The organism is Psychrobacter sp. S1-30-MNA-CIBAN-0213, from assembly GCF_040309845.1.
In the GTDB taxonomy this organism is placed as follows: domain Bacteria; phylum Pseudomonadota; class Gammaproteobacteria; order Pseudomonadales; family Moraxellaceae; genus Psychrobacter.
In genome coordinates this window covers 39,387-54,429 of record NZ_JBEOPE010000009.1, presented here as the reverse complement: position 1 = coordinate 54,429, position 15,043 = coordinate 39,387, and the positions used below count along the sequence as shown (strand labels likewise).

General features: G+C 41.6%; 10 protein-coding genes and 2 riboswitches. Of the genes, 4 read left to right on the top strand and 6 right to left on the bottom strand.

All coding sequences use genetic code 11. The features are described 5' to 3' along the window. Positions 1 to 153: 153 nt before the first annotated feature. Both AAEY87_RS09765 and AAEY87_RS09760 read left to right on the top strand, forming a co-directional pair. Positions 154 to 2,526, top strand: a complete 2,373-nt coding sequence (locus AAEY87_RS09765) for an FdhF/YdeP family oxidoreductase (RefSeq protein WP_350657033.1) — start codon at positions 154 to 156, stop codon at positions 2,524 to 2,526. A gap of 89 nt (positions 2,527 to 2,615) precedes the next feature. Continuing rightward, a complete protein-coding gene (locus AAEY87_RS09760; protein ID WP_350657032.1) occupies positions 2,616 to 3,698 on the top strand; it encodes a formate dehydrogenase accessory sulfurtransferase FdhD in 1,083 nt (360 codons plus the stop codon). 265 nt (positions 3,699 to 3,963) lie between these two features. Here the strand turns inward: AAEY87_RS09760 and AAEY87_RS09755 are convergent, their stop codons facing one another. The 6 genes from AAEY87_RS09755 to AAEY87_RS09730 form a co-directional block, all read right to left on the bottom strand. After that, a complete protein-coding gene (locus AAEY87_RS09755; protein ID WP_068036533.1) occupies positions 3,964 to 4,404 on the bottom strand; it encodes an outer membrane protein assembly factor BamE in 441 nt (146 codons plus the stop codon). A gap of 79 nt (positions 4,405 to 4,483) precedes the next feature. Then, complete coding sequence (locus AAEY87_RS09750; protein ID WP_350657031.1) at positions 4,484 to 7,294, bottom strand: YadA family autotransporter adhesin; 2,811 nt, start codon at positions 7,292 to 7,294, stop codon at positions 4,484 to 4,486. 1,376 nt (positions 7,295 to 8,670) lie between these two features. Further along, on the bottom strand, positions 8,671 to 9,903 hold the full coding sequence (locus AAEY87_RS09745; RefSeq protein WP_350657030.1) for a vWA domain-containing protein: 1,233 nt from the start codon (positions 9,901 to 9,903) through the stop codon (positions 8,671 to 8,673). A gap of 11 nt (positions 9,904 to 9,914) precedes the next feature. Further along, entirely contained in the window at positions 9,915 to 10,781 is an 867-nt protein-coding gene (locus tag AAEY87_RS09740) for an AAA family ATPase (RefSeq protein WP_350657029.1), read from the bottom strand. A gap of 232 nt (positions 10,782 to 11,013) precedes the next feature. Beyond that, complete coding sequence (locus AAEY87_RS09735; RefSeq protein ID WP_227514045.1) at positions 11,014 to 11,706, bottom strand: hypothetical protein; 693 nt, start codon at positions 11,704 to 11,706, stop codon at positions 11,014 to 11,016. Between the two features lie 257 nt (positions 11,707 to 11,963). Then, positions 11,964 to 12,284, bottom strand: a complete 321-nt coding sequence (locus AAEY87_RS09730; RefSeq protein ID WP_068036543.1) for a YcgL domain-containing protein — start codon at positions 12,282 to 12,284, stop codon at positions 11,964 to 11,966. A 337-nt stretch (positions 12,285 to 12,621) separates the two neighbouring features. Further along, a riboswitch (glycine riboswitch) is annotated at positions 12,622 to 12,748 on the top strand. Between the two features lie 55 nt (positions 12,749 to 12,803). After that, a riboswitch (glycine riboswitch) is annotated at positions 12,804 to 12,959 on the top strand. Between the two features lie 165 nt (positions 12,960 to 13,124). On the opposite strand from AAEY87_RS09730, the gene gcvT reads away from it, so the two are divergent. After that, positions 13,125 to 14,300 carry a glycine cleavage system aminomethyltransferase GcvT gene (gene gcvT / locus AAEY87_RS09725; RefSeq protein WP_350657028.1) on the top strand — a complete coding sequence of 392 codons (1,176 nt, stop codon included), beginning with the start codon at positions 13,125 to 13,127 and terminating at the stop codon, positions 14,298 to 14,300. Positions 14,301 to 14,460: 160 nt separating this feature from the next. After that, positions 14,461 to 14,841 carry a glycine cleavage system protein GcvH gene (gcvH, locus tag AAEY87_RS09720; protein ID WP_068036548.1) on the top strand — a complete coding sequence of 127 codons (381 nt, stop codon included), beginning with the start codon at positions 14,461 to 14,463 and terminating at the stop codon, positions 14,839 to 14,841. Positions 14,842 to 15,043 lie beyond the last annotated feature (202 nt).

Sequence of the window (15,043 nt, the reverse complement as noted above, 5' to 3'; positions counted from 1 at the left end):
TTAGTTGCCAATCAAATTATAAACCTTCAAGAAAACACTCTTTTCTTGAAGGTTTTTTGTTATCTATAGTTAATGCTTCTACAAACTTTTCGCTAGCCATTATATAGTTGTTATATAAAGCTTATTTGCTGCCATTTACCTTTGAGGTCTGTTATGCGCAAAATTCCTGTTTATTCCCACCCTGCTGCCGGTTGGCCTGCGCTGATTTCCTCTACTCGTAAATTGATGGATTATCAGACTCTCTTGCGTGGTAGTTTAAGTGTGCTAAAAAGCAACCAGCCTAAAGGCGGATTCGATTGTCCAGGCTGCGCTTGGCCAGATCATAAATCACATAAGATGATTGATGTCTGCGAAAACGGCATTAAAGTTATCGCTAGTGAAACCATGTCAAAAAAGGCAGATGCACAATTCTTTGCACGGCATACGGTAACCGAGCTACAAGGATGGTCTGGCTACGAGCTTGAACATAGTGGGCGCTTATCAGAGCCCGTATATTATGATGCGACCCGAGACCGCTATGTACCGATTTCTTGGGAAGCTGCTTACAAGCGTATCGCTGAGCAGTTAGCACAGCTTGATTCGCCAGACGAGGCGCTATTTTATACCTCGGGCCGTGTAACTAATGAGCCAGCCTTTATGTATCAATTGTTTGTGCGCTGTTTTGGTACCAATAATTTACCAGATTGCTCAAACATGTGTCACGAGCCAACCTCAGTGATGCTCGGTAAACAGCTGGGCGTCGGCAAAGCGACGGTGATGTTAGAAGATTTTGAGCAAGCCAAACTGATATTAATGTTTGGTCAAAATCCTGCGACTAACCACCCACGCATGCTTGAAATGCTCGCCCATGCTCATGAGCAAGGCTGTCGAATCATCTCGATAAATCCTATGCGTGAACAAGGCTTAAGTAAATTTAGAAATCCGCAAAAGCCCACGCATATGGCGGCAGGTCAAAGTGATGATATGGTCGACGATGTCATTCAAATTCAAATCGGTGGCGATACTGCGCTGTTGACTGGTATTGCAAAATGGCTGATTGAGAACGATAAAATTAATAACGATTTTATTGCGACGCATACGTCAGGTTTTGAGCCATTAAAACAGTGGCTGACAGAACAGTCATGGGTGGATATCGAGCTTGGTTGCGGTATTGTTCAAACAGAAATTATTAATATCGCAAAGCTGGTTGCTAATAGTCCAGCGACGATTTGTACTTGGGGTATGGGCATCACCCAGCATGTGCAAGGTGATGACAATGTGGCGATGATTACTAACCTGTTACTATTGATGGGTATGATTGGGATTGATGGTGCAGGCGCTTCCCCAGTGCGTGGACACTCCAATGTGCAAGGCGATCGCACCATGGGCATTCATGAACGTCCCGGTCAAGCTCTGCTTGATAGCCTTGAGCGCGTTTTTGAGCGGCCAATGCCGCAAGAAGACGGTTTTGATGTGGTGGCTGGTGCCAAGGCATTAATTGCCGGCAAGCTTAAAGTCTTTATGAGTATGGGCGGTAATTATGCTGTTGCCGCGCCTGATAGCAGTGCCATTCAACAAGCCTTGACCACGACTCAGCTCAATATTTTTGTAGGAACTAAGCTGAATGAAACCATGCTGTATCCGGGCGCAAATAACCTCATCTTACCTTGCTTAGGTCGTACCGAACGCATAATCACCGCTAAAGGTGAGCAGTTTGCCACTATCGAAGATTCTATGTGTCAGATTGTACCTACTCAAGGCAACCTTAAACCTGTTAGTGATACGTTAAAGTCGGAAGCGCAGATTGTGGCAGATATTGCTACTCACGTGCTTGGCGTTGACTCATCTATCCCTTGGCAAGCAATGAGTGAAGACTTTGATATCATTCGTGATTATGTCGCACAAGCGATTGATGGATTTGAGAACTTTAACGAGCGTATTCGCGCGGCTGAGCGTGGCTTTCATTTATATCATCCAGCGCGCCATCGCGTGTGGAATACAGACAGTGGCAAAGCACAATTTGAAGTCCCACAATATCCGATTACTTATGTGGCAGCACAGATGGCAGAGACAACCTCAGCCCTTATAGACAATGCGAGAGAAGATAACAATATCGATAGCACGCAAGATAATGAGCAAAAAATCTGGCAATTGACCAGTGTCCGTAGCCATGACCAATTCAATACTATGATATTTGGTTATCAAGACCGCTATCGCCAAACCAATCGCCGTGATGTGCTATTTATGCATCCTGATGAGATGAGCCGTTTAGGTTGGCAAGAAGGTGACCATGTTGTGGTATCGCGTCAAGCCAGCTCAAATAGCTCAAACATTACAGACGGCACAGATAAACCACGTACATTAGGGCCTTTAGTATTGACTGAGATGGATATCGCATCCAACGCCGTCGCAACTTACTACCCTGAGTGTAATGATTTATTTGATTTAGACACGCATGCGCCAGACTCCCACATACCAGCTTATAAATCAACGACCGTTGTTCTGCAACGTGTTGATGCAAACGCTGGCATAGCCGACCCTGCATAGTAAGCGTGAGATAATGATTGAGTTATGAATATATTTAAAAGGAAAACGGTAATAACTATGTCAATGCCCATAAGATATAACGAGCCATCATGATAGCTGAAAGCAATGCTGAAACTGACGCGAAATATAGCGATCAATTCTTAGTAAATAATAAATTGGCAAATAAAATTTCAGAAACTATAGAATTATCTGCGGCACCACTTGCGCGTAATCATTTAGCGCAAAAGCATTATTATCCGTCAGATAAGTATGGTCATCATAGTATTGCTGGGACCAGTGTTGCTCAGACTAGTACTGATCAAATCAGAGTTGACTCCCAGTCAGCTAGCTTAGCAGTGGAAGCTGCGGTTGCTATCGTTATTAACGGTATTCACTATGCGGTATTGATGGCAAGTCCTCACCAGCTAGAATATTTAGCTGTTGGATTCTTATTTAGTGAAGGCTTAATTCAGCACAGTCATGAGCTGCTTGATTGGGAGGTTACCCAGCTTACAGATATCGCAAGTTATCAAAAGTTTACGCAAGATTCGTTTGGGCAGGATTCGCATGTAAAAAACCCTATGAATGAAAGTCTTGAATTTGAAGCATTTGAGCAAAGCTTAATATCACTGCAAGATTACGATATTTATGTGGTAGAGCTGGTGCTAAACCAACGCTGTCATCAGCGTATCCAAGCACAAAAGCGGCAGCTCGCAGGGCGTACAGGTTGCGGTATGTGTGGTATCACTGGACTAACGCAGGCACTGCCCGACTTGAGTGCTTATCGTCAAGACATGCAACAGGTCAAAGCAAATACTCCAAGCCTTAGCTATCTATTAGAAATACGGCAACAAGTCGATGCCATGCAACATACACATCAGTTGACAGGTGCCGTACATGCCGCCGCAACGATGTATAACCAACAATTATATTTGTTTGAAGATGTAGGACGTCACAACGCGCTCGATAAACTTATCGGCTGGCAACTGCGCAACAAGACGGAGGTTGAATGCGTCCTTATGACTTCACGCTTATCAATCGAGCTGGTGCAGAAATCCATTCGTGGTCGTATACCTTGGTTAGTTGGTATGTCCGCCCCTACCAGTACCGCCGTTCGTGTCGCCGAGCGTTATAGCTTGGGCTTGGCTGGATTCTTACGTGATAACAGAGTGACTTATTACTCAGGTACTTAAGGTGTTAAATTGAAAAAATATATAGGTGAAAGAAGTATTTAAACACAACGATATTTTCATTTCAGAAAATAAGCTTTAATATGGTTATAGATGCCTCTTTTCTTATGTTGGTTTTCAGAGCTTAGTAAAATTAAAGCTTAGAAAATTATTTATAAATCTCTATTTTTTAAACAATAGATTTTCTTACCCTATATTCAGAAAAAAAGAACAAGACACTAGATGCCTTGTTCTTTTTTTATTATTCAACGTTTACTATTAAGTCAAACTATCTAGTAAATTGTGAATACTTAGCACATGACGCAGGCTGCCAATAAGTCTCAGTTGCAAAAAACTCATCTCTACGAAGCACACCTTCATAACTGTCATCGAAAATGACTTTATAACGGCAAGTTTCTACATTTTGATTGGCATCATAGAATTTAAGGATATAATCCCATTCGCGAGCATTGAAGCCTTCTTGGAAGTGTGGAGTACCAATCAGTTTGTAAATCTCGTTTTTAGTAGTACCGACTTTAATTTTGGCAACATCATTTTGCTCAACGATTTTGCCTTCTCTTTGCCATGCTGAACTTTGATCAGGGAATACCAAATCATCAGGATTAACAGAGCCATGCTGAGCGCCCGGACTGACATGCCAAGTACAGCCAGTTACAGCAAATAAAAGAGCAGTAGCCAACAATCCGTGGCGATAAATAGATAAGTTCATTTTTTATTCCTTAATGTGTCATGAGTGATTTGACAATATCTGCCCGAGTACAGACATTGTCATAATGCGTTTGATTGGATTAGAAATGGAAGCCTGCACCGATAGCACCGCCAGCATTACCTTGAGTATCGGCTGTACCATTTATTTTCATCACCCAGCGACCGTTATCAGAGACTCTTGAGACACCGATAGCAACTGCGCTTTCGCCGTTATATGAGGCAATACCACCACCTACCATCGACTTACCTGCGATGTAAGCTTGTGGCAATGATGACATCGCCATCGCGGCTGAGATACCAGCATTGGCATTGTCTTCAACCTCACCAATTCTATAGCCTAAATTATTAACGTTTCTGTCAATAGTCACAAGCTCACCATTAATTGCTCTATCGACAGTATCAAGCTGACTCACGTTTACAGCATCAGTAGGATTAACACCAGCGGCGACATTAGTAATTGTATTGCCACCATTATCCAGACCATTGCTATCAAGCGTCGTATTGCCAGCTTTAATACTAGTCACTACTATATTTTCGGCAGTAGCTACTCTAATACCACCATTGTCATTACTCAGGACAATGTTATTTCCGGTGACAAAGTTAGCCGTATTGTTTGCTTGGTTAACAGTCTTGACATTATTACCATCAATCTGAGTAACGACTGTTTGCATGGCACTATCTGCTTTCACTAAGCTATCTTTACTGGCCTGACTGAGATCTACAGCATAGTCAGTAACGTTAGCGGCATTTTTATTACCAGCTGTTACGGTCACTGCACTAGAACCAGAAACGCTGGCACCATTCGCATTAACGGTATAGATATCTTGTCCATTTTCACCTGTGGTTTTAACCACATTAGTGATGTTAGTACCAGCAGCAACTTCAGTTCTAGAGCCAGCAGCAGCTGCTTGTATATCACCGATGTTAGCGGCATTGGTAGCGATATCGCCGCCACTTGCAACGTTAGTAATTACGGTACCGCCTGCATTAATACCACCTGCAGTAATACTAGGTCCAGTAGCGCCATCGCTATTAGTAAAGCTTACGCCCGTTTGATTAACAACAGTACTGTTACCAGCGTTATCACTAGCCGTAAAGCCGTTTGCACCGTAGCTAGTTGAATCACCAGCAGCATTGGTTACTGTAGTGCCACTTGCGGTCACAGTCGCTGTATTACCTGTACCATCATCAATACCCAGACCTTCATTGTTTAGAGTGCTATTACCAGCGGTAACACTAGTAACATCGAGTTCATCTGCAGTGGCCACTTGATAATTAGTTGAGCCATCTTCATTAGCGGTTGAAGTTACAACAATGTTTTTGCCTTGCGTAACTGTGCTTTTAGCAGCAGCACTGTTTCTGACTTCATTTAATTGATCAAAGTTAACCGCATCTGTGCCATCTGTAGCTCTAGCAACATTAGTGATTTTGTTACCGCCATTGTTTAGACCATTGTTGCTCAGTCTAATAGTTTGATTAGAACCGCCAGTCAGAATAACACCGTCATTATTAACAAGGGTGTTGCCAGTAGTGACGCTGTCTAAAGCTAAGTCTCTGTTCAATTGAAGTTGCACACCATTGGCTGTGGTCACTGGCGTTATATTTCCATCACCAGTAACGGCAATAGTGGCACCTAATACAAAATTATTAGCTGTAACGCCATTTCCGAAGTTAATACCCTGATTGATGCTAGTGGTATTATTGGTAATGTTAGTCGTATTATTAGTAATATTATTTCTATTATCAGTAATATCTGTGTTCAACGTATCTGCAACTGAGAAAAGCTGGCTGCCATTGATAGCATCAGTGCTGGTCGCCGTTACATTGCCCGCCGCAACGTTTTTCACTTGACGCTCTTGACCCGCAGCGCCAACAGATACCTGATCACCTGCTGCGATATTAGTTGCCCCAGCAAAGTTGCCAAAAGTTACGCCATTTATAGTAGCGCTTGTGACACTGTTCGCATTAGCCAAGGTATTCGAATTGGTACCAATCGCCACTGAACCCTCAGTGGTCGCTTGTGCGCCGCTACCAAGCGCAATAGAGTCTCTACCAGATGCTTTAGTTTGCTGCACAGATTGATAAGCAGCACCTTGCTGTCCAGAAACTGTAGAGGCATTTTCGATATCAGCAGAACCAATAGCGATACCACGATATCCAGTTGCAGTTGCAGAATGACCTACAGCTAACGAGCCTGTGCCTGTTGCGGCAGCAACGTTACCCATGGCTTGCGAATAATTACCTGTAGCAACAGATTGTCGTCCTATCGCTAAAGCAGTATTGCCTTCGGATAAAGAGCCGACACCTATAGCAACGCCAGCAGTGCCAGTGGTTTTTGCATATTCACCTATTGCTAATCCCAATGCACCTTCAGTGCGTGCTCCCGTACCTATGGCGACCGAGCCTGCGTTCATTCTCTCTGGTGTATAAGCTTGGGTAGCATTTGCATCAACGGTACTGGCATTAGCCACATTGTTGGTATAATAAGGATTGCCACGATCAGCGATTTGATATCCAATATCATCAGTAGAGGATGCGCAACCAATAGCGATATTTTCTTTATTAGTGCCTGAATTTGCTTGACTGACATTAGTACATTCGGAATTGGAAACAGCTGTACCATTACCTATACCGCCGCTTACCCCTACTGCAGCAATGGCTTGTGAAGACATGCCGATTGCCAAACCTGTTAGACCTACCGCAAATAACCCCGAACGTAATGCACTAAGGCGTAAGCTATAAGCACCTGCTGTCAGCTTGTTAGCAGATGCACTTGAAGCGTTAGAACTTACGCTAGACTTAGATGACTTGCCATTTGCTTTAGCGTTTTCAGCAACGGCTGTAAAACATTGTAGGGCGTCGTTCCAGATGACTTTATAATTGCGATTCATAATGTGTACTCCCAAATAGACCTATTAGATATAAAGAACAAAACCAAAATCTATGTTACAGAGAGCTTAAATACCAAAATGAAACGGGTCTTAATCTTATACGGAAGAAACATTTTGTTGAAATGTAACCAGCTACTAAGCGTTAAGAAGCGAAAACTTTTTGTATTGTAAACTTACTGTTTCCATATATATTCATAATTCCGGATATATGTATTCATATTAACGGATATACATATATAGAAACAATACCGTTAGACAGTTATTTACAACCGTTCGTCAATATCTTTACATATTAACAACAAAGTCAACTGTTAATATTTTAAAAAATTTATAACTAAATTCTCGTTTTAGTACAAAATTACTAGTCATTATCGACCATATTCAATACCAACAAAGACAAAAAGACCCCAAGCATTTAATAGCCTTGAGGTCCTTTTGTCTCTGCACTCACCTTAGTGAAATACACAAATATATGATTATAATTAAAGATTTAAACCAGCGTATTGGTTGGGAGTCTTAAAATTGTCACAGAAGACAATAGAATTAATTATTAATTGGAGAGTTTTTTCTGTAATGTGCAAGCTTACCTGTCATATATCAATCAATGAACTGTATAACACTCTTACTGCTTACCAGCTAAATAGCAAAAAATGTCCGTTCGTCGGGATTTTGAAGTCATTTATTATCAGGGACAGATAGGGATTTGATTGAATTTGTGCCAATAATTTGAGAAAAGTTGCTGAATTTGGTTATGTAGGTCCATAGATGAAGGCAGTATTTTTGGTTAGTCTTCCATTACTCAGCCCTCTTAATTATCAATTTATGACCTTCCATCTTATTTTAGTGCTAAATAGAATAAAGCCTATGAACACTACTGTCTGTCAACTACTTATCAACCTTACAATCATGCTCCCCACACATAATAAATATTTAAATATCAGATCTTTGAAGATTCGTATTCATTTGTGCTTTTGATATCTGAGGATAAATTTTTTAAGCATAGGAAGTAGTGAGGTAATCATATAGGATACAAGTGAGTCTTTAACAATTACATAGATTCATTTATCGTATTCGCATTGTTTCATATCAAATATAGGTATATTGTTAGGAAGCTGAAAACCCTATCTTATCAACCAGTTAGTACATAATCATTACTATCCATATTTTGAAATTGTCAATAGTTATATAGTTACATTTTCTTGACAAATAGCATCGCCCTACTCAACTCAATTGTTTCTAGCAACATTTGTTGTTAAGCGGCTCTAAATTTATAATTACTTTAAATTAAATATGATACTGTTAGATACAAAAAACCACTACTATTATTTCATAGCAGTGGTTTTTATAATTTATTAAAAGTAAAAATTTATGGACAGCTAGCGAGCTAAATAGGCTGTCATATCTTCCACTCCATGTAGTGTCATAGGGTACATGTTATTATTAAATAAATTTTTGATTTCCCCAATAGTCTGGGTATATTGCCAATAAGCTGGGGTTTCAGGATTCAACCATGCGACCTTGTCAAAATGGTCAAGTACCCTTTTCAACCACACTACGCCAGCTTCATTATTCATGTATTCAACGCTGCCACCCACTGAAAATAGCTCATAAGGTGACATTGAGGCATCACCAACGAATATCACTCGATACTCGCGACCATATTTATTTAGTAGCTCAAAGGTTGGCATAGGCGCACTATGACGACGATTGTTATCCTTCCAGACATAATCATACAAACAGTTATGAAAGTAAAAGAAATCTAAGGTTTTAAATTCGTTTTTTGCCGCTGAGAACAACTTTTCTAATGCTTCAACATGGATATCCATACTGCCGCCCACATCAAATAGCATCAGTACTTTGACACGATTGCGACGCTCAGCCTGCATATGAATATCGAGTACACCTTTCTTAGCAGTACGTTTGATGGTTTCATTAATATCTAGCTCGTCAGCGCTACCTGTGCGTGCAAATTGGCGCAAATTACGCAGTGCCATCTGAATTTGCCGCGTGCCAAGTAAACTATCATCGTCAAGGTTACGGTATTTACGCTGCTCCCAAACCTTTGCTGCACTGCGTTTACGTGACTCTCCGCCCACGCGTACGCCTTCTGGATGGTCACCATAAGCACCAAACGGTGAGGTGCCACCGGTGCCGACCCATTTACTACCACCTTGATGCCGCTCTTTTTGCTCTTTGAGACGCTCTTCTAAAGCCTTCATCAACTCTTCAAGCGAACCGTACTTTTTGAGCAATCGCCGCTGTTCTTCTGTTAGATTTTTTGGATCTAACTTTAAGTCCAGCCACTCTTTGGGAACGTCCGTCAGCTTCGCCATTAACTCATCAATGTCTAAGCTATCGACTCCTTCAAAATAATCTGCCATTGCCCGATCGAACTTATCAAAATGACGTTCGTCTTTGACCATACACAGACGAATAAGGCGATACATATCTTCACGACTGGCAAAATCGCGTAGCTCTGGGTCATCTGGATATTCAGGATGCGGCTGCATCATCAACCCGTGCTCAAGTGCAGCATTTAAATCAAGCAGCTCGCGTGTACTAACAGGGACACCGTAAGTACGTAAGGTATAAAATAGTTTGATAAACATAATGTTTAACCTCAGCGGCGCATCATATTGGCAAAACGCTGTAATAAGTTCACATCGGCTTCATTCTTAAGCAATGCGCCATATAATGGTGGGATAGATTTTTCTCCACGCAAGTTTTCTTCTAGCTCTTCTTGTGCCATGTTATCAGCCAGCAATAAGGTTAACCAATCGACCAACTCTGAGGTTGAAGGTGGCTTTTTGAGCCCTTGAATATTACGCAACTTATAGAAAATATCGAGTGCATCATTGACCAGTTTTTCTTGAATATTAGGAAAATGGACATCAATAATTTGACGCATGGTTTGCTCTTCTGGGAAGTCGATATAATGGAAAAAACAGCGACGCAAAAATGCATCCGGTAGCTCTTTTTCATTGTTTGAGGTGATAATGACGACAGGGCGCTGCTCAGCAGTAATGGTCTCGCCCGTCTCATAGACATAAAAAGACATTTTATCAAGCTCATGCAACAAGTCATTTGGAAACTCAATATCCGCTTTATCTACTTCATCAATCAGCAGCACGCTACGCTCTTTACTGGTAAAAGCTTCCCAAAGTTTACCAGGCTTGATGTAGTTACCAATTTCATACACCTTGTCATCACCCAATTGTGAATCACGTAGGCGTGATACTGCGTCGTACTCGTACAGCCCTTGCTCAGCTTTGGTCGTTGATTTGATATGCCATGTAATAAGCGGCATACTTAAACTGCTGGCAACTTCTTCTGCAAGTAAGGTCTTGCCTGTGCCCGGCTCACCTTTGATTAGCAGTGGCTTTTGTAATGTCATAGCCGCATTGACTGCCAGTTGCAGATCATCGGTGGCAATATAACTCTCAGTACCTGTAAAGCTTGGTTTTGCAGTCTTATTTTCAGTGCTCATGGTCAAATCTCAGTCGTTGTAATCAATATGGATATATGTCAAAAAATAATAGTTTAGATTAGCACAGCCTTTCTTAATGCCCAAATACTCATGCGTTCGCAGTAGCTAACAAATCTTAAGCATTTTGCTAATCTAAAGTTAACGTATTGCCATAAAAAAAGACACGCAACGGTGTCTTTTATTTTACTTCCTACAGTTTACAAAAAACTTGCTAGCTGATGTAAGTTGTTAACTATAGCTTCTTATCTGAATCAACCGAACCATCATCAACTTGTGTACTAGGCTTTGTCGTACTTAACCTCTTATCTATATTATCGTTAGAACTTTGCTTTTTCAAATTAATCTCTTGCTTGGCATTCATAGCATCATTATTTGAAGGCTTGGTAGTTACTGGAATGTTTACTGGTAATGGCTCACTATTCTTCTCTTCTATATAATTACCCGTTGCCAGTTGCATATTTGCTTGCGCATCTTCAGCACTACGGCGACGCGCTTTGTCCAAACTTGAATCAAAAGCGCCACGAATAAGCTGCCAGACAAAACCAACGAATAACCCAACGACCAATACCACTAGAATTGGTAGCGCATTGGTAATAGCAGTGGCAGTATCCTTCATCATAATCGCATAAACGACACTGATGCTTGCGGGCGCTATGACACTAGGATCACTAAGTGCAGTACCTGGTGCCAAGAGCACAGCAAACAATACCATCCAGCTCATGCCACCTAATGGACGCGGTAACATGCGTGCGACCAAAATCCAAAGTAGTAATACCACGATGGAGCCACCGAGATAAGCGTACATTGGCAGGTCGGCGGGTGGTACGTTTTTGACCATCTGACTCCACCAAATGACAATCTCACCAAGAATGTCACTAAGCTTTTCCAGAGGTAAGCTTTCTAAGATACTTTTTAACCAGTCCATGCGTGTTTAGATACCTACGTTTGTAATTAGCAATAGAGTCATTGATTAGTCACTAAATTAATTAGCAACTCAGCCCTAACGTGCAAGCTTGATAGGTGACTAGTTTATCACGACTTTATAGCAAAAAGCATATTAGCCTCTTGTGCAAAGACTTTTTTACGTGGGATTTTGGTAGCTTATTTAGTGGTTTTAGACTATCAGCTACCATCACCTTACTTGTGTTTTCACTGGCAGAATTATAAGTGCCTAGCCATAACCTAGTCGTAAATATTATCCTGAGACTCGCGAGCGCGCAGTTCTGCTTGACGGCGCATCACATCTTGCGGTGGCACTTGGACAAAATACCCTTGTGATTTTAGCTTCGCCAATACTTCTTCCTTGTCGACGCGGGCAAGCTTTGGCGTCGTTTCCAAATCCAGATGTATAACGAATTTACTCATACCTAAACTGGCTCGAAAGTCTTTTGGCAATACACCCAACCAATCCTTGATTTCATCAGTATCATCAGGATAATCGGGACGCGCGATATAGACATACATATCGTCATGTTTGGGAAATTTATAAATATCACAATGCATAGAACACCTATTTAACACTAAAGATTAAAGCAAATTGCAAGTTAAAGCAGTCATGCAAAATGCTTATGGATAATAGGATTATAGCCTATCATGGTTCACTTTATTATCAATACTCGCTTTCAGTGGTAGCTTTTTCACAAAGCAGCCTTATCTTTCCCTACTACTTATATTTTGTATTAGCATTTATTATTAGTAATGACTGAACTATCAATGAGACTTGGAGCATGATTTAGGGCATATTTGACGGTCAAAACCAGCAAAAAAACGACTTTTTATGAAATTATTGGCATTAATCCAATTGATGACTTGTAAAACAGCTATGAACCTTTCATAATAAAAGCGTTTTTCAGGAGAGAGTTTTTGGCAGAAATGAGCGCTCATTGTGCGCTATTCATACTGTCATACGACCACCGAAGGCGCATCTACCCTGCCAATCGCTCAGGTAAAAGGACTGAAAAACGCATGCCCCCACTGTTTATTTGCATTTTTTATTTTAATTTTGCAATCATAAACAAGCGGCATAACAAATCTGGAGAGTGGTAAGGACGGACGACGCCTTACCCACCGAAGGGGAGAAAATACGACACTACACGCTCTGAGCTCATATTGAGTGCATAGCCTCTGATAAACAGCTGTCGTATTGAAAATCTCAGGTCACAGGACAGATAGGGCTTTTGCTTAAACGGACGTTACGCGTCTGTTTGGCTCACTGCTTTATGTTTTGTGTTACCCTTTGTGGCAATGTTTGCACCCTGCAATCTTGCTTCTCGCTACTGTTACGACGCTCATCAACCTCGTGCTTTTTACAAAGTACTGATGACGTACACACAAGGATTTGTTATGACCGATACTAGTTCTCAAGACAATAATAGCCAAGCTCCTCAACGTACACCTCTATATCAGTCTCACGTCGATAGTGATGGCAAAATGGTGGATTTTTCTGGCTGGGAGCTCCCAATTCATTACGGCTCACAAATCGAAGAGCATGAGGCAGTACGTACTGATGCTGGGATGTTTGACGTCTCACATATGGTAGTGGCTGACGTCAAAGGCGCTGAAAGCAAGGCATGGCTACAAAAACTACTAGCAAACGATGTCAATAAACTAAAAACCGTTGGTAAAGCCTTATACTCGCCTATGCTTAATGAGCAAGGCGGCATCATTGACGATCTTATTGTTTACTTGATGAATGCGGATGAAACCGAATATCGTATCGTGTCAAATGCTGGTACCCGTGATAAGGACATCGCTCACTTTGATAAAGTTGCTGAAGCTTTTGAGGTTGCTATTACCGAACGTCCAGATCTTGCTATGCTTGCCGTTCAAGGGCCAAATGCAGTAGCAAAACTGGCACAAGCTAAACCAAGCTGGGCTGATATTCTTGACGAGCTTAAGCCCTTTGTTGGTGCTGACCTTACTGATATAGAAGGTAAAGATTGGTTTGTCGCTCGTACTGGCTACACTGGCGAAGATGGCGTCGAAGTCATTATGCATGCTGATGATGCGCCCGCATTCTTTGAACAGTTAAAAGCTAATGGCATTAAACCTGCTGGCCTTGGTGCGCGTGACACCCTACGTATGGAAGCTGGCATGAACCTCTATGGTCATGATATGGACGAAAATATCAGTCCTTATGAGTGCAACATGGGTTGGACACTGGCACTAAAAGACGAGCGCGACTTTGTTGGCCGTGAAGCAATGGTTAGCAAACGTCAGCAAGCAAAAGATGACAGCACTGCGATGAAGCAAGTTGGTTTACTACTGACTACCCGTGGCGTCTTACGTGAAGGCATGGAAGTCACCATCAATCAGGGCACAGATAATGAGCAAAAAGGCATCATTACCAGTGGTACGTTCTCCCCTAGCCTCAAAAACTCTATCGCTATCGCACGCGTTCCAGCCAGCTTATCAGACGACGATAAAGTACAAATCGACTTACGCGGTAAAGGTAAGTTCGTAGATGCTCGTGTCCTTAAGTTACCATTTGTACGCAATGGCAAGCAGCAGTTTGACTGATTTTAATATTGACTAAGCTTAACGAATACTGTTTGATTGTGGGTTAATCGAAACTTTCAACGACCAAAATGATAACTTCGATTAACCACAGCCTATTATTGGCTTTTATGATTTCTTAATATGTTTTATTATCCAGCCTCTATCACTTAGGAGAGACACCATGAGCAATGTTCCAGCAGAATTAAAATACATCGCCAGCCATGAATGGTTACGCTTAGAAGAAGACGGTACTATTACCGTTGGTATCACTGACCATGCCCAAGACTTGCTTGGTGACGTGGTGTTCGTTGAGTTACCAGAAGTTGGTGACACTATCGTCGTTGATGATGAAATCTCAGTGGTAGAATCAGTAAAAGCGGCATCTGACGTTTATGCTCCTATCTCAGGTGAAGTCGTCGCAGTCAACGAAAGCCTTGAAGATGATCCTGAAATCATCAACTCAGACCCATACGGTGAAGGTTGGTTCTTTAGAATGAAGCCTGACAACATGGATGACTACGAAGCGCTACTAACGGCTGAAGAGTACCAAAACGAGCTGTAAGCTTCTAAAGTATTGAAGCTAGTAAATAATACTAGCTGTCCAAAAACTGCAGATATTAGCGTCAGCTGGTATCTGCTTATATTTAGTAATATACAGACAACCTAATTCAACGAATAAACTAACTGTTGTATGACTTTATTCGTATCACGCTACGATTACCTATTTTTATAGTTCTTTATACTAACGCTATGTTTTGGAGCCT